This window comes from Halobacteriovorax sp. RT-2-3 (genome assembly GCF_047085075.1).
Lineage (GTDB): Bacteria > Bdellovibrionota > Bacteriovoracia > Bacteriovoracales > Bacteriovoracaceae > Halobacteriovorax_A.
In genome coordinates this window covers 304263-320194 of record NZ_JBKIYF010000003.1, presented here as the reverse complement: position 1 = coordinate 320194, position 15932 = coordinate 304263, and the positions used below count along the sequence as shown (strand labels likewise).

Here is a 15932-nt window from a genome sequence, read left to right as displayed (position 1 = left end):
TTTTTGCCTTTTTTTAACTTTAACTCAAATTTATTTTTATCTTGCTCTCAACTTCGTAAGATGGATTGGTCGTATTACTTGCTTTGATAATCATATTTTTTGCAGGCGGTTGCTTCAAATCAATCATTTGCTATAATTAAATATATTTTGTCGTAGCGATTGGATTAAAGTGAAAATTATTAAAGTCATATTACTAGCATTCTTTTACATCAACTTTGTCAGTGCAGAGCCAATAGATTTTCAAGAAGTACTTAAAAATAAGAAAGTCGATTTTATCAAGTTTCCTTATCGAATAAACTTTAGTGGTGAGAGACTCTCTGAGATTTATAAAAGGTTTATTCTTGATGATGCTGTTGTAAGTGCAAAGCACCCAATGGTTCAGCGCACGATGAAAGCTAATGAAGTGGATTTTTCGAAGCTTAAAAAAGATAGTGTTCTGCAATTATATATTTCAGTTGAGTTATTGGATTATAATAAATTCTCTGTTTATCAACGCCAGTTAAATAAAGCAGGGAGGATTGATCAAAACAGCATGAAAAGGATTAAAGAGCAATTAGGCGAGAGAACGTTTCGCTCTTCTGTGTTCTATATGGCCTCATATGGTAAGTTTGCTCAAGATAATCCTGCTTACGCTGATGTGAGCTTTCTACAGAACTCACCTGTATCTTTAGGGCTTAGTACATCTTATTATCCAAAGGATAGACCTTTTAATATTTCAGGTAGTATTTATTATTCATATCTAACAACGGCCGAAATAGATGATTATACTAATGATAAGATAAATGTAGATCCTGAGATTGGAGGAAATCTTTATTTTTCATATCGTTTAAATTCACCTGCTATTTCATTATATGCTGGTCTTGATTACGAAGAATTTAATACATTCAATCTTGAAAACCTGAAAAAGAATGACCTTGTAAGCTTTGATACTAATCAAGTCCTATATGCTACGTTAGGAGCTTCTCGCTCTGTAAATTTATTTGGTCAAAAGCTCTTTGCAAAATTGAGTTATTCCCAGTCTATAGCATCTGAGAGGAGCTCTAGTTTAGTAAATGCTGAAAATACTCAAAGCTTTACAGGTAGTAAGATTCTTTTTTACCTGTTTAAAAACGTCGGGAATAACTTTTTCGCCCATAGTTTGATTAAGTATCATTGGATGAGTGGGCCCTCTAATATTACAACTTTAAGGGTTGGTCTCGGTTTTGGTTATATTTTATAAAATTTAAACTTTTTTTTACTGATACCGACAATATGTATTGAGGTGTATGTGAAAAAAATCAATCTTATTTCAATTTTATTTATTAATCTTATTTTTCAATCTTGTTCAATTGATGTTTACAAATTTGTTTCTGAAGAGGATTCGTCTATTGAGGATGATACTCTTGTCCTTACTCAGGATGATCTAGTTTTTAATCTAGGTACTGTTAGTGAAAAAACTAAACTTCTTCGCTCTGATACAATCTATGAAGATATTCCTAAAAGTAATCTTATTGAAAAAGAAATTTCAATGAAGGGATCAAGAACTCCTGCTTCGTCTGATCTGAGTTATGACCTATATGAAGTTCAAGAGTTTGATACCGCCATGAAAGTTGCATTTTATCTTTATAAAGATATTCGTAAATGGAAAGAAATTAGGGATTTAAATGGATCAGTAGATATGTATGTTGGGCAAACAATTAAGGTTCCTCGAATTCCTGAAAATTTAAATTATGTAAGACCAGAAGGTGAGCCATACCTTATAAAAAAGGATGATACCCTTGGGAAAATTTCTCAAGGAGTTTACGAAGGTAATAGTCGATTCTGGATTAATATTTGGGATAATAATAAAGAGATCATTGATGATTACGATTTAATTTTTCCAGGCTTCACTTTATATTACAAAGATTATGCAACGGTTAAGAAAGAATATCGTGCAGTAAGAGCGAAGTATGATTTTTCAAATCCAAAAAGAAGAGAGATCAGTTCTGAAAAAATTATTAAGCAATAGAAGTTCTATCATAATGATCGTTGGAGCTTTCATTGCTCTTACGATCTTTATATTTCAAAATAAAGAAATAGAATCAAAACAATCTGTTATCGTTACAACAGTTCAAAGTATATCACCTCCACCCTCTGAGCCAGTTGTAGCAAAGAAAGTAAAAGTTGAAGAAGTTGAGCCAGTAATAATTCCGAAGATATTGGAAGTTCAAAAAATTGAAATTACTACTGGAGAGCGAAAGCAACAAAAAGATTTAATTAGTGAAACTTTCACTTGGAGCACAACGAAGAAAGCAAGTGCCTCCGTGAAATATGTAATCGAAATTCTTAATAGAGAGAACCAAAGGGTGTTAAAAGAAGAGACTGTGAACTCACAATTTGTCTTTAAACAAAACACTGTCGGAATCTATAAAATTAAGGTTTCTCAAATCGAAAATGGGCAATTGATATCATTTGGTGAAAGAAGTTTTTCTCTTACTGCGCCAGAAAATAGTAATCCAAAAAGCATGAGTAGTTATGTGATGAAATTTGTTTCAAAAAGAAATTGTTACAAAGTGGATCTTCCTAGTTACTCAACTGCAAAGAAGTACTTTATAGAAATCTATCGTGATATTGATAAGAAGAAAATGGTACGTGAGATTTGGGCCGATCGATCAGAGTTTTGTTGGCATAGTTCGCGTGATGGCCGTTATTATTTTCGCTACAAATATCTTGATTACTGGGGCGGTAGCTCTAGGTATTCAGAAATGTCTGAAATTATTTTCCCCATTTCACCAATGACAGACTTCTAAGACACTTAACTGCGGTTAAGTTTTTCTTAATCTTTCTCAATTTGTATGAAGTAGGTTTGTCGAGGCTCCTCGTTATTGATAGGTTTGCCCATATCGAAATATTTGAATTCTATGAGAGGGGGAATTTATGCCTAAAATGTTAAAAGGAAGTCTTTGTCTATTTGCACTTCTAGCGAGTCTTAGTATTTTTGCCAATGATCAAACTGACGCTGATTCATCAACAGAGCCAATACCAGTTCCGTTAAGTACTGCTTGTATGGTTCAGGGAAATTTTGGTGAAAATCTACCAATTAGAATAAAAATGAGTAGAGTATTTCAAGAGTGGACTGAAAAGCGCATTATTGAGAATACGACAAAAGAAGAGTGTTACGATATAGCAGATGATATTGCACATCTTGCTATTGGGATCGAGGACGTGAAAACTGGTGAGATTATAAAAACAGTCTCAGCTAGGCTTTGGTTTAAGAACTTTGAAACAAATGAATTCATAGAGGACGAAGTCTTTCGCGATCTATAATATAAAATCGATGACTTAGGGCTCCTTCTCTTGGGAATGGGCCTTAAGATCTAAATATTTTATGTGTATATTTCATACACCGCTTGTAATGCTTTCAATCGTAATCAAAATACAGTTTGTTGATGTTAACTTGAATTAATTCAAAATTAAATTTAAGGAAAATATCATGAAAGCACTATTGGTTATTCTATCGGCCCTACTTCTATCTGCTAGTACTTTTGCAGGTAATGTTGATAGTGAGCTAGAGGAAAGGCTAAATACAATTAAAAATGAGATCTATCATCAAGAGCAGGAGAGCTCGGCACTAGATATTGTTATTCTTAAAAAGCAAAAGAGCCTTAATAATCTGCTTTTAAAGAGACAAATTTTAGTAGAAGAGACGGCATTACAGCATGTTATAAGTAAACTTGAAGATCGTCTTGATTACAAAGATAGCTCCTCACAAGAGGAGAAAGAAGTCTTAGAAACATTGAATATTCTTTTGGAACTAAGTACTGATGAGAGGCAAGAGGTAATCGATCGTTTTTATGAAGACCATAAAGATAATAGAGAGTAATTAGAATTTTTGATCTTTTATAGAAAGTCCTCTTAGTCTTTGCCCAAATTTTCAAATGATGGTAAATAAAAGGCATGAAGACTCTTATTCTTATATTTTTTGCGGTTTCAGCATATGCCATCAATATTAAAAAATTTGATATTGATCATCGTGTAAAATCGAAAGAATTCGATGTCGCTATGATTTCGGGAAAGAAAGATGGAATTCGTTTCTATCAAGGAACCATTAGTGATGTTCTAGCTCTACCTGTAAATACTGTCTTAGACACAGTCTTGGCCTTTGATAAACGTTGTAATAATGAACTTAGTGATAAACGCACTCTCTCTAATAAATTTAAAAAATGTCCATTTTCTAGTGACTCATTAATTGAGTCTGTCATTGTAAATGATCTCAAAATAAAAAAACTCGATAAGAATGAAATCAAGCGCTTTGTCGTTAAGCGTAGATCCTATAATCGTGGCCTTTATACATATAATGATTTGATACGTGTTTATCGCTATATGGATGGCTTTAAAATTACGATGGAGATGATGGATGACAAGCTTTCAAAGAGTTATATCTCGTCTCCCCTTAGTAATAACAGTGTGATGCAAACATCTGGTGGGGTTTATTACATAATGCCGGCCGCTGGAGGCAGGACACGTTATACGTACACATTTACGTGTAGCACAGACCATTGGTTACTTAATAAATCCATCACGGTTTCAACATTTTTTAGTAACATGGCCAAAAATTTGAGAGATGAGTTCAATACAATTAAAAATTGAACAATTGTATTATTTCCATGGCCCTTGAAACACAGCGTCTAGCGTGTTAGAGTCCCGGAAATTAAGAAAATACGCCTATTTATAAATGACGGTCACTAGTCATTATTTCAGCTCAAGATCGAGCAAACATCCGTGGCCTGCATTCTAGGCTTGCGTTTAAGGAGTCAAAATTGAATTTTAACGAAATTCCACTTAAGGAATCGCTGCTTCGTGCACTCGAAGATAGAGGGTTCGAATCGGCAACAGATATCCAGTCTCAAGCTATTCCATTATTAATTGAAAAAGACACTGACTTTGTTGGTCAGGCCCAAACTGGGACAGGTAAGACTGCTGCTTTCTCTCTTCCACTTCTTCATCGTATTGATGGAAGTGAAAAGAATATTCAAGCAATTATTCTTTCACCTACAAGAGAGCTTGCTAACCAAATCAACGATGAAATTAAAAAGTTTTCAACATTTGAAACTGTAAAGACGATGTCGGTTTACGGTGGTACTGCAATTGATAACCAAATCAGAAACCTAAAGAAAATTAAGCCGCAAATTGTTGTTGGTACGCCAGGACGTGTTCTTGATCTAATTAATCGTGGTGTTCTAAAGCTTGAAAAAGTTAAGTATGCAGTACTTGATGAAGCTGATGAGATGCTAGACATGGGATTCCTTGATGATGTTAAGGAAATTCTTGCTCAAGCTGAAAATAAGAAAACGTGGATGTTCTCAGCAACAATGCCACCTGCAATTCTTGATTTAATTAAGAATTATCTTGATGAACCAGAAATTGTTAGAGTTCAAAAGAAAACTCTTTCGAATGATAATATTACGCAAAAGTTCTACCTTGTACGTGATCAAAATATGAGAGAAGCAGTTTGTCGTCTTCTTGATGCTGTTGAGGATTACTACGGGATCATCTTTACAAAGACAAAGCTTGAAGCAAGCTCTCTTTGTGATGAACTAAACCTTAGAGGTTACCTTGCGGATTCTCTTCACGGAGATATGGATCAGAAACATCGTGATGTAACGATGAGAAAGTTTAAAGATAAGAAAGTAAAGCTTCTTGTATGTACAGACGTTGCAGCTCGTGGGATTGATGTTGATCACCTAACTCACGTATTCAACTATGGACTTCCGCAAGATCTAGAGTCTTATGTACACCGTATTGGTCGTACAGGACGCGCGGGTCAAAAAGGTCTAGCTCTTTCTGTCGTTTCACCAAGTGAAATTAGAAAGATTTCTGCACTAGAAAGACTAACAAAAGCTAAAATTGAAAGAGAAAGAATTCCTTCAGTTGATACTCTTAAAGGAGCTATGGTTCGCCGTAAGCTAAACCACTTTGAGGAGATTTTTGAAGAACTTGAGGGAGATGATTCTTTAGACGATAGCTTTAGCATCTTTGCTGAGAACTTTGATCATCTTGAAAAAGAGCAAGTTCTTAGAGCAATGTATATGTCACTATTTGCTGACAATCTGAAGCGTTTTGAAATGAATCCAATCATCGATATGGAGCCTAAGCAAAGAGGTGAAAGAGGTGAGCGTGGTGCACGTGGTGAAGTTAGAGCAGATAACCGTGGTAATATTCGTTGTTTCGTAAACTACGGACGTGATGACGGTGCTCAAATTGCTTCTTTCTTAGATGCAATTGCAGGTGAGCTTAAAATTGATCAAAGAAAGATCCGTAACGTTCAGCTTAAAGATAAGTTCTCTTTCATTGATATTCCAATTGAAAGTGGAAAGCTTCTAATCAACGGTGAAGAACAAGTATTCATCGGTAACAAGAAACTAAGATTTGAAGCAACTAAAGAACGTTCTCGTGATGGTGGACGCAGTGGTGATCGCGGTGGTCGTTTTAGCCGTGGCGGTGACCGTGGCGGACGCGGTGGAGATCGTGGTGGACGCTCTGAAAGAGGTGGCCGTGGTGGTTTTGGAAACCGTCGTAGCAGCACTGGGCGCTCAAACGGAAATAGAGGAAACTCTCGTAGCCAAATCTAATTAAATGAAAAAATATGATGTCATAATCATTGGTGCTGGTGCCGCAGGTTTATTCTGCGGCATTCATGCTGCCAAAAGAGGAAGAAGTGTTTTAATTCTTGAAGGTGCAAAAGGCCCTGGAAAGAAGATTCTTGTCTCTGGAGGCGGGCGCTGTAACTTTACGAATCTTGACGTCACTCCAAATTTCTATGTTTCTAATAATCCTCATTTCTGTAAGTCAGCATTAAGCCAATATACAAATTGGGATTTTATCTCTTTTATATCTGAATACAATTTAACTTATACAGAAAAGACGTTAGGTCAGCTATTTTGTGATCAAAAGTCGCGTGGAATTTTAGAAGCACTACTGAAGTCTGTACCTAAAAATTGTGAGCTAAGAGTTAATAGTCGTGTTGTTGATGTTGAGCATGAAGAAGAATATAAAGTCACTTTATCTGATGGTACTGAATTTTTAAGTGAAACTCTTGTTCTTGCAACAGGAGGTCTTTCATTTCCTGGACTTGGAGCAACTGATATCGGCTATAGTGTGGCGAAAAAATTTGGTCATAAATTAATCGAGACGACACCTGCACTAGTGCCTTTTACTTTAGACAAAGTGAATGCAAATTTAGCAGGTATTGCTATTGAATCAGAGGTGAAGGTAGGAAGTAAGAAGTTTCTTGAAAATATCTTATGGACTCATAAGGGCCTAAGTGGTCCATCGATTTTAAAAGCATCACTTTATTGGAATATTAAGGACGAGGTTAAGATTAATTTCTTACCTAAGAGTGATCTTTACGAAATTCTTAAAGAACATAAGAAGAAAAATCTAGTTAATGCTTTAAAGGGACATTTACCAAGTCGTTTTGTTGAGCTTTGGTTGGCCCAGCATGATCTTCCCTTAAATAGAAATTGTGCAGAACTTTCTGGAGCACAAAAAGAAAAGCTAATAGAAGTAATGCATCACTGGACTTTTGTCCCTAATGGAACCGAAGGCTATCGTAAGGCCGAGGTTACAAGAGGTGGTGTGGATACAAATCAGGTAAGCTCCAAAACAATGGAGAGTCGATTGCAAAAGAATCTTTACTTTGTTGGTGAAGTTCTTGATGTTACAGGACTTCTTGGAGGATATAACTTCCAATGGGCCTGGTCCTCTGGCTATGTAGCCGCAAAATATGTATAATTTCTCTATGAGAAATAAGAAGAAAGAAAAAGCTGTTGTATTTACTGGTGGTGGAAGTGGTGGACATGTTGTTCCTGCTCTAACTTTAATTGATAAGTTAAAAGAAGATTCTGTTAGGATTTACTATATTGGTTCATATACTGGAATTGAGTCAAAGTTAACGAAAGGTAAGGTTGATCGCTATATTGGTGTTTCAACAGGGAAGCTTAGAAGATATCTCGATTGGCAAAATATTACAGATATTTTTCGTCTAATGATCGGACTAATTCAATGCTTTTATTATCTTGCTCATATTCGTTTACGTGCAAATACTATTGTATCGATGGGGGGATTTGTGAGTGTTCCAACTGTTGTTGCAGGTAAACTTCTTGGTTATAAAATTATTGTTCATGAACAAACGTCACGAGTAGGGCTTGCTAATAAAATTGCATCATTATTTGCTCATCGTGTGTTCGTTAGTTTCAAAGATTCTTTAAAATATTTTCCTCAAAAGATCGTTCGATATTCTGGATACCCTGTAAGAGACGAGTTTAAAACAACTCAACTAAAGACTCGTACTTTCAAAGGTATTGAGCTTAAGGATTCAGATGCGCCAATATTTTTCATTACTGGTGGTGGAAATGGTTCGAAATTATTGAATGATAAAATTAAAGAAAACTTAGGGTCGTTAACGAAACAATTTGTCGTTATACATCAAGTTGGAAGTCAGTATATTGAGGAGTATAAATCTCTTGAAAGTAGTCGCTATTTTCCAGTCGCTTTCTTAGGTGATGAAATGCCTGATCTAATGAAGGCAGCAAAGTACATTATTTCACGCTCTGGCGCAGGAACAGTTGCTGAGTTGATTGCAATTGGTAAACCTAGTCTTTATATTCCATTAAAAATTGCACAAAAGAACGAGCAATATCACAATGCGATGGAAGCAAACCGCCTCTTAGGTTCTATCGTAATTACTGAAGATGAGTTTGGTCGTTGTGACTTATTAGAAGAAATAAAAAATATCCCATCACATGCTATCCCTCAGGATAGGGAGCATGCGAGTGAGATTATATTAAAAGAAATATTACAGTCTTAGAAGTACACCACGAGACTTAATTGTCTTGATGTAGTTTGAGAAAGGCTTAATCTTTCTTCTTAGGTTTGATAGGTGAGTATCAATATTTTGTGAGTTAACATCACTATCGGCCCAAACAACTTGAGAGATATGATCTCTTGAGAATATTTTGTTAGGGTTTGAAGCTAATAGAGTGATGATTTTATACTCAGTTGTCGTAAGTTTAATTTCTTTCCCTTCTAGAACAACATTTTGCTGATCGAGATTGATTGAGAAATTATGATCTTCAAAGTTGATTTCATTCTTCTTTTTACGACGATGCTTATTCTTCTTTGCTTCTACTTTATTTTTAATACGGGCCACTAGTTCATTAATAGTTACTGGCTTAACAATAAAGTCTTGTGCTCCAATTTCAAGTCCCTTAACACAGGCTTCTTCTGATGGGTCACCAGTTAAGAAAATTACAGGAGTACGCGGAGCAAGTTCTCTGGCCTTACTAAATAGTTCGAAACCATTTACTTCCGGCATGTGAAGATCCAGCACCATAATGTCTGTCTTGTTTGTGTTCAAGAAACTTAGAAGCTCAAGAGGATTTTGAATAAGTTCTAAATCAAACTCATCTTCTAGAAGATCTTGGTAGTTTTCTAAGTTATCGCTGTCATCGTCAACGATTGTTACGTGTGGCTTCTGGGCCTTTAAAATTTTTGACATGATTCAACTTCTCGTTCTTTAGTTTTGAACTATAACGTATTGATTTTAAAGGTTGGTTCATATGCTCGTCAATAAGATAAATATATGCTCGACGCGTCGTTTTGGAATTATTTAGATAATTTCTTTAATTATAGGTACTTAAGAGTTCGTAATTGTGGAAAAAAAAAGCCCCTAGTTCTTGTCTAGGGGCCTATATTGGGTATTTTAAGCTTTTAATTGGCAATTAGTCCTTGCTCTTCTTTTCTTTTCTAACAACTGAACGTTTATTAGCAGCAAGCTCTTTCTTTCTAATACGGATATTTTGAGGTGTTACTTCTACCCATTCATCGTTATCAATCCAGTCAAGTGCCCACTCTAGAGTTCTTGGTCTTACTGGTGGAAGAATGATGTTTTCATCTTTACCTGCAGTACGAACTGAAGTTAGTTGTTTCCCACGACAAATGTTAACGTTGGCATCGTTTTCTTTTTTACTTTCACCGATAACCATCCCTTCGTAAACCATATCACCTGGCTCAACAAAGAACTCACCGTTGTTAAGTAGGTTGAAGACAGCGTATCCAGTAACTTTACCAGCTCTATCTGAAATGATGGCACCATTTTGACGAGCAAGCATTTCACCTGCAAATGGACGGTAACCTAGGAATTCTGTTGAAAGGATCCCTTCTCCACGAGTATCTGTCATGAAAGCACCACGGTAACCGATTAGACCACGTGATGGAATTTCGAATTCAATTCTTGTACGACCTTCACCGATTGGCATCATTGAAGACATGATTCCTTTTCTGATTGAAAGTTTTTCAGTTACAACACCAGTAAAATCATCTGGTACATCAAGAACTGCTAATTCATATGGCTCGTGCTTTTGCCCATCGATATCTTGGAAAAGTACTTCTGGTCTTGAAACCATTAGCTCAAAACCTTTACGTCTTAGTTCTTCGAAAACGATAGCGATTTGAAGCTCTCCACGACCTTTTAGTTTGTATACTTTTGCATCGTCAGTTCCTTCATATTGAAGAGCAACGTTTAGACGACAAGCATCTTGTAAGAATTCTTCAAGCTTTCTTGAAGTTAGGTATTCACCTTCTTGACCACTCATTGGTGAAGTTGAAACAGAAACGTTAACCGCAACAGTTGGTGGCTCTACTTCAATTCTTTCTAGTGGGTTTTGAGCAGTAGTTGGAGTGATTGTATCTCCAATATGAACTTCTTCAATACCTGCACAAATAACGATCTCACCAGCGTGAGCTTCGTTAACTTCAACTGTTTGAAGTCCTGAGTAAGTTTGAATATTTGAAACTTTGAAGTTCTTAGATTTTCCATCACCGATACAAGTAAATTGTTGGTTCTTAACAATTGTACCTTGGTGAATACGTCCAACAAATTGTTGTCCTAGAAATTTTGAGTATGTAAGATTTGAAACGAGTAATTGTAGAGGAGAATCGATGTCTTGTTTTGGTTCTGGGAAGTAGTCTGAAACCATGAAATCCAGTACCGGAATCATATCCTCCCTTACTACACCTGGCTCCATTGCTGCCCAACCATTCTTTGCAGAAGCGTAGATAAAAGGGATATCAATATCAAAGTCTTCAACTTCAAGTTCAGTTGCGATTTCTAGAAGTAGGTCTTCACATTCACCTTTTACTTCTTCAATTCTTTGGTCTGGACGGTCAACCTTATTGATAATAACGGCAACTTTTAGTCCTCTTGAAAGAGCTTTTCTAAGTACAAAACGAGTTTGTGGAAGTGGCCCTTCTGAAGCGTCAACTAGAAGTAGTACACCATCTACCATCATTAGTGATCTTTCTACTTCTCCACCAAAGTCCGCGTGGCCTGGAGTATCAAGTAGGTTAATTTTTGTGTCTTTGTAAAAGAAAGAACAGTTTTTAGCTGTAATTGTAATCCCGCGTTCTTTTTCGATTTCGCCAGAGTCCATTACTCTCTCTTCAACTTCAGCGCGTTCGTCAAAAGTGTTTGATTGCTTAAGGATTTCATCAACCATGGTTGTTTTACCGTGGTCAACGTGCGCAACTACTGCGATGTTTTTTAATTTCTCAAATTGACTCATTGTGTGCCCTTTCTTGTCTGTCTAATCTGCTTTCTATTAATGAATTTATTTGCTACACAATATATATGATTCAGCTTGTAAATGTAACTAAATCTTTTGGTGGCCGAACGCTTTTTGAAGAAGTGACGTTCTCACTCAATATGGGTGAAAGAATAGGCCTAGTGGGACGAAACGGTACTGGTAAATCGACTTTATTTAAGGTCATTATGGGGATCGAGTCCTATGATAGTGGCGAAGTAAAGATTCCAAAGTCTTATAAAATCGGTACCTTAGATCAACATATTCACTTCTCGCATGAGACTGTCTTGGCCGAGTGTATGTCAGCACTAGGGCCTGAGTTTGAATATGAAACTTACCGAGCAGAAAAACTCTTAACTGGACTAGGCTTTTCTGATGAAGATTTTGTGAAAAGTCCCCAGAGTTTTTCAGGTGGTTATCAGATACGAATTAATCTCGTCAAAACTCTTCTTACTGAGCCGAACTGCCTCTTATTAGATGAGCCAACAAATTACCTTGATATCGTCTCACTTCAGTGGCTTCGTTCATTTCTAAGAACCTTCCAAGGTGAAGTAATTATCATTACTCACGATCGTTCATTTATGGATTCGGTAACGACTCATACGATGGGTGTTCATCGTGGAAAGCTTAGAAAAATAAAAGGGCCAACAAAGAAGTACTACGAGCAGCTTGAGCAAGATGAGATTATTTATGAACAAACTCGTGTGAATCAAGAGAAGAAAATAAAGCATATGATGGATTACGTGGATAAGTACCGTGTAAGTGCCAGAGGTGCATCTCAAGCTCAGTCGCGTTTAAAGGCAATTGAAAAGATGCAAGATATGAAGCAACTAGAAAAGATAGCTGATCTTGATTTTTCTTTTAATCACGTTTCATGCCCAGGTAAGCAAATCATGAAGGTTAATGATTTGAGCTTTGGTTATGATGAAGAGAATTTATTTTCTGGTGTGAGTTTTGAAGTAGACCGTGAAGATCGAATTGGGATTATTGGAAAAAATGGTAAAGGTAAGTCGACTCTTCTCAATGTTCTCTCTCATGAGCTTAAACAGAGAACAGGAGAGATTTGGGAACACCCAAGTCTTGCCCTAGGACACTTTGGTCAAACAAATGTGAAACGTCTTCATGCAGAGAATACAATTGCTCAAGAAATCCAAGAAGTTAATACGGAACTACCTATTACGAGAGTAAAGGCAATTGCCGGAACTATGCTTTTTACTGGTGAAGATTCAGACAAGAGAATTTCTGTTTTATCTGGTGGAGAAAAAGCTAGGGTTATGCTTGGAAAAATTCTGGCAAAGAAAACGAACTTACTTTTTCTAGATGAACCAACAAACCACTTAGATATGGAGAGTATTGAGTCTCTAGGTGAAGCGATCAATGACTATGAGGGTGCATGCTTGATTGTAACTCACAATGAGGATCTTCTGCGCTCTTGTGTTAACAAACTTGTAATCTTTAGAAAAGATGGTGCCGAGTTCTTTGAGGGTACTTATGACGAATTTCTTGAAAAAATTGGTTGGGAAGAAGATGTAAAGCCAATAAAAGAAAAGCCTGCTCCGATAAAAGTAGAACCAGTAAAAAAAGAAGAGCCTAAGGTATCAGGAAATAAATATAAAGAAGAAGAGATCATGGCCCAGATTGAAACATTAGAAAAGTATCAGTCTGTTTTAGAAGAGAAAATTCAGAATGCTTCAGCGGCGGGTGACACCGATGCAATAACTAGCGCAGGCCATGAGCTTGAACTAGTTAATGCAAAAATCGATGAGTTACTAGAGTTACTATAATTATTGTTCTTGTGCTGATGATGAGTTAGACGAATCAGGAGCACTTGTACGAATGGCCTTGTCGGCTTTCGCATTGGCACATTGAGTGGCATCATTTTCATCACAAGGACAGTATGCAAGAAGTTTAGATTTAATATCGAACTTCTTTTGCTTTTCAGAATGGGCTTCGCAGATTAACTTCTTAAGACACACTCCCTTATTTGAGCAATTAGCATTCTTTCCTTCAAATAATTTTTCATTCGAATCAAAGTTACAATTGTAATAGATTAAATCATCAGGAAGAAGCTCCTCTTCTTGTTCGACTTCTACCTGTACAGGAACAAATTTTTCTTCATCGCCACCATCTGCTTCTCGAGGAATTGCTTTCTCTCTTCCGTCGTCATCACGTGGAATTACTGGAATAGCTTCTGGTGTAGGCTCTGGTTCTTTTTCCTCTACTTTAGGACTTTCTGGTTGCTCAGGCTTTTCAAAAATTGTTGCAAGCCTCTCTTTTAGAGCATTACAGCTAAATGCCTTTTTAGGTGTACTCTTTGCTTCACAAAAACAATTTACATTATCAATGATTTTTTCAAATGTTTCTTTATTGTTATTATAGCGCTCTTTCAAAGACTCTTTGAAATTAGGAACTTTTGCAGAAGCTTCTAGACATTGAGAAGTCGCATAAGCATATGAAGGTGAGACTTTAATACAAATTCCGGCTTCGCTATTTCTTTTTGAGTTTTTTGTAGCTACAAATGGTAGTGGGTCGAGACTAGAGTCATAGCCACCAAAAATTTTCGGATTACAGCGAAATAGGTTTTTTCCACCACAACTATAACTATTAGTATAAACTTCTGAATCAACACTTTGAACTTTATCTAAACCAGAAACTTTCCAAGGAGCCTGACAATAGCTACCTTTTCTCGTTGATGCCCAACCACCAAAGTAGCACATATTGTTACACTCTTGCCCTTCAGCGCAAGCTGTTGGGATTAGCATATCGATGACAAAGTTAAATGAATATTTTCCACCATTTGTACTTTCAACCTTGTAGAGTCCATTTCGTGAAACTTCAGCAAGTGTCTTCAAATAAGCTTCGATAATATCCGATGTGTATTCACTTTGCGGTAACATTTTTAAAGCTTGTTGATAAATATAGTTATCTGATACAGCAATGTCAGTCGTTGAAATAGGGTAGGTTACCTGAATCCCTACTTTAGGATTGTTTAAAAATGGTTTCACCTTTATATATTTTTTCGACTTAGTTTGGATTAAATAGTGTTCTTTCGTAATATTAATTAACTTACCTGTATTGTATACTGTTGGTACTGTAAAAGCATACGTGTTAAAAAATGAAGTAATAGTGAATAGAACAGAAATTAAATATTTCATCTTATACCTCCGTTCCTAATTCAATAACACTACACTTATTCTCAATTGTAGAATTTGAAATGGATTTCACATGACAAGAGTTATCTCCAATTGATTCTTCATCATTAAATTCACATGTGATCTGATAAGTTTGATTTTTACATTTATAAGTTTGAGCACAAACTCTAGATTTTGAATTGTCATTGATACACTGTTTTGGATCTTCTTGTGAGAATGATATAAGTTCGAATTTTGCAAAGTCAATTTGCTCGTCTTCATTTGTACATATCTCATCTCGACATTTACCATAAAGCTTGGCCGTTGGAGTAAATCCGTCTTCTGGTTTATACCTATAACTTTGATCGATAGGATAACAGTTGCTACGTCCAACTTTTTCAAGCTCATCTTCGGAAAGCTTTAGCCTTTTGGGACGGCAGTTACTTTCTTTTGCTAAAATGTTTTTTGTTCTTTCGTAACAAAAATAAAATTTTCTTTCGATCTCAGGTGTTTGAGTATCAATCTCAACAGGCTCTGGTTTTGTCGCAGATGACGTCTTAACTTCAATAGCTCCGCGATCTTTTGGATTTAAAAGGGCAACTTTTACAATATTGCGAGCACTTTCATTCGTAATACAACGAATCGTCATCTCTCCACCTGAAACAATTCTAAGTGTAGCTTGAGAGCTATCGTAGCAATAATTACTTTCTTTATTTACTTCGATCTCTTTGACTTCTCGATAGATTTTTCTAACTTCTTCGCGATCACGATAGATATCTAATCTTGCACGTACATTACTTAAGCTATCTCTAGTGCTTACAGAACTATCACCTTTAGCTATTTTATCCATTAAAGCTTTTTCCTCTTGTAAGAGAGGATCGGCCTTTTCCATAATTACTTCAGTTAAGCGAGCTTTTAAATGATCAGTAAAAGCCTTCTTATATGCATCAGACTCAAGAATATTGATCTTAGAGCCATGAACACTTGCTTCGTAGAATTCATGACCTTCAATAATTTGATCTACAATTTTGTCATCATTTGCAAACAAAGGATTTGAAAAGAGTAGCGGTGCTATGAGACTACATAGTTTTAAAATTTTTTTCTTTGAATAAATCATTACGATAATTCCCTTTCTCTCATTACTCAATTCTTATCGGTAATGAGGGGCAATTACTTGAGCAAAAGCGTTCTAATCTAAGTA

At 36.1% G+C, this 15932-nt stretch carries 14 protein-coding genes; 10 read left to right on the top strand and 4 right to left on the bottom strand.

The window, feature by feature from the left end; translation table 11 throughout:
* Nucleotides 1-169: 169 nt before the first annotated feature.
* The 9 genes from ACMAYX_RS12000 to ACMAYX_RS11960 all read left to right on the top strand — a co-directional run bounded on the left by ACMAYX_RS12000 (nt 170) and on the right by ACMAYX_RS11960 (nt 8827).
* A complete protein-coding gene (locus ACMAYX_RS12000; RefSeq protein WP_412463015.1) occupies nt 170-1219 on the top strand; it encodes a hypothetical protein in 1050 nt (349 codons plus the stop codon).
* Nucleotides 1220-1267: 48 nt separating this feature from the next.
* Nucleotides 1268-1987 (top strand): LysM peptidoglycan-binding domain-containing protein, encoded by a 720-nt coding sequence (locus ACMAYX_RS11995; RefSeq protein ID WP_103218875.1) that lies wholly within the window; start codon nt 1268-1270, stop codon nt 1985-1987.
* Nucleotides 1929-2768, top strand: a complete 840-nt coding sequence (locus ACMAYX_RS11990) for a hypothetical protein (protein WP_412470932.1) — start codon at nt 1929-1931, stop codon at nt 2766-2768. The genes ACMAYX_RS11995 and ACMAYX_RS11990 overlap by 59 nt, the downstream gene beginning before the upstream one ends.
* Nucleotides 2769-2895: 127 nt before the next feature.
* On the top strand, nt 2896-3285 hold the full coding sequence (locus ACMAYX_RS11985) for a hypothetical protein (protein WP_412471989.1): 390 nt from the start codon (nt 2896-2898) through the stop codon (nt 3283-3285).
* A gap of 166 nt (nt 3286-3451) precedes the next feature.
* Nucleotides 3452-3841, top strand: coding sequence for a hypothetical protein (locus ACMAYX_RS11980; protein ID WP_412471988.1), 390 nt, complete (start codon nt 3452-3454; stop codon nt 3839-3841).
* A 74-nt stretch (nt 3842-3915) separates the two neighbouring features.
* The gene (locus ACMAYX_RS11975; protein WP_103218879.1) at nt 3916-4608 is read left to right on the top strand and encodes a hypothetical protein; all 693 of its coding nucleotides are present in this window, start codon (nt 3916-3918) and stop codon (nt 4606-4608) included.
* Nucleotides 4609-4778: 170 nt separating this feature from the next.
* Entirely contained in the window at nt 4779-6590 is a 1812-nt protein-coding gene (locus ACMAYX_RS11970) for a DEAD/DEAH box helicase (RefSeq protein ID WP_392990730.1), read from the top strand.
* Between the two features lie 4 nt (nt 6591-6594).
* On the top strand, nt 6595-7752 hold the full coding sequence (locus tag ACMAYX_RS11965) for an NAD(P)/FAD-dependent oxidoreductase (protein WP_412471987.1): 1158 nt from the start codon (nt 6595-6597) through the stop codon (nt 7750-7752).
* 7 nt (nt 7753-7759) lie between these two features.
* Nucleotides 7760-8827, top strand: a complete 1068-nt coding sequence (locus ACMAYX_RS11960) for a UDP-N-acetylglucosamine--N-acetylmuramyl-(pentapeptide) pyrophosphoryl-undecaprenol N-acetylglucosamine transferase (RefSeq protein WP_412471986.1) — start codon at nt 7760-7762, stop codon at nt 8825-8827.
* On the opposite strand, the gene ACMAYX_RS11955 is transcribed toward ACMAYX_RS11960, so the two are convergent.
* Together ACMAYX_RS11955 and typA are read right to left on the bottom strand one after the other, a co-directional pair.
* On the bottom strand, nt 8816-9517 hold the full coding sequence (locus ACMAYX_RS11955; protein WP_103218883.1) for a response regulator transcription factor: 702 nt from the start codon (nt 9515-9517) through the stop codon (nt 8816-8818). The genes ACMAYX_RS11960 and ACMAYX_RS11955 overlap by 12 nt on opposite strands.
* Before the next feature lie 223 nt (nt 9518-9740).
* Nucleotides 9741-11582 carry a translational GTPase TypA gene (gene typA / locus ACMAYX_RS11950; protein ID WP_103218884.1) on the bottom strand — a complete coding sequence of 614 codons (1842 nt, stop codon included), beginning with the start codon at nt 11580-11582 and terminating at the stop codon, nt 9741-9743.
* Nucleotides 11583-11647: 65 nt separating this feature from the next.
* Here typA and ACMAYX_RS11945 point away from each other — a divergent pair, with 65 nt between their 5' ends.
* Entirely contained in the window at nt 11648-13384 is a 1737-nt protein-coding gene (locus tag ACMAYX_RS11945) for an ABC-F family ATP-binding cassette domain-containing protein (RefSeq protein ID WP_103218885.1), read from the top strand.
* Here ACMAYX_RS11945 and ACMAYX_RS11940 read toward each other — a convergent pair whose 3' ends face one another.
* Together ACMAYX_RS11940 and ACMAYX_RS11935 are read right to left on the bottom strand one after the other, a co-directional pair.
* A complete protein-coding gene (locus ACMAYX_RS11940) occupies nt 13385-14755 on the bottom strand; it encodes a hypothetical protein (protein ID WP_103218886.1) in 1371 nt (456 codons plus the stop codon).
* Between the two features lies 1 nt (nt 14756).
* Nucleotides 14757-15848 carry a hypothetical protein gene (locus tag ACMAYX_RS11935; RefSeq protein WP_392990736.1) on the bottom strand — a complete coding sequence of 364 codons (1092 nt, stop codon included), beginning with the start codon at nt 15846-15848 and terminating at the stop codon, nt 14757-14759.
* Nucleotides 15849-15932: the final 84 nt, after the last annotated feature.

Bases quoted from the DNA above. Each gene is read 5' to 3' on its own strand.
- ACMAYX_RS11990 (WP_412470932.1), top strand. From the start codon at position 1,929: ATGATTTTTCAAATCCAAAAAGAAGAGAGATCAGTTCTGAAAAAATTA.
- ACMAYX_RS11985 (WP_412471989.1), top strand. From the start codon at position 2,896: ATGCCTAAAATGTTAAAAGGAAGTCTTTGTCTATTTGCACTTCTAGCG.
- ACMAYX_RS11980 (WP_412471988.1), top strand. From the start codon at position 3,452: ATGAAAGCACTATTGGTTATTCTATCGGCCCTACTTCTATCTGCTAGT.
- ACMAYX_RS11975 (WP_103218879.1), top strand. From the start codon at position 3,916: ATGAAGACTCTTATTCTTATATTTTTTGCGGTTTCAGCATATGCCATC.
- ACMAYX_RS11965 (WP_412471987.1), top strand. From the start codon at position 6,595: ATGAAAAAATATGATGTCATAATCATTGGTGCTGGTGCCGCAGGTTTA.
- ACMAYX_RS11960 (WP_412471986.1), top strand. From the start codon at position 7,760: ATGAGAAATAAGAAGAAAGAAAAAGCTGTTGTATTTACTGGTGGTGGA.
- ACMAYX_RS11955 (WP_103218883.1), bottom strand. From the start codon at position 9,517: ATGTCAAAAATTTTAAAGGCCCAGAAGCCACACGTAACAATCGTTGAC.
- typA (WP_103218884.1), bottom strand. From the start codon at position 11,582: ATGAGTCAATTTGAGAAATTAAAAAACATCGCAGTAGTTGCGCACGTT.
- ACMAYX_RS11945 (WP_103218885.1), top strand. From the start codon at position 11,648: ATGATTCAGCTTGTAAATGTAACTAAATCTTTTGGTGGCCGAACGCTT.
- ACMAYX_RS11940 (WP_103218886.1), bottom strand. From the start codon at position 14,755: ATGAAATATTTAATTTCTGTTCTATTCACTATTACTTCATTTTTTAAC.
- ACMAYX_RS11935 (WP_392990736.1), bottom strand. From the start codon at position 15,848: ATGATTTATTCAAAGAAAAAAATTTTAAAACTATGTAGTCTCATAGCA.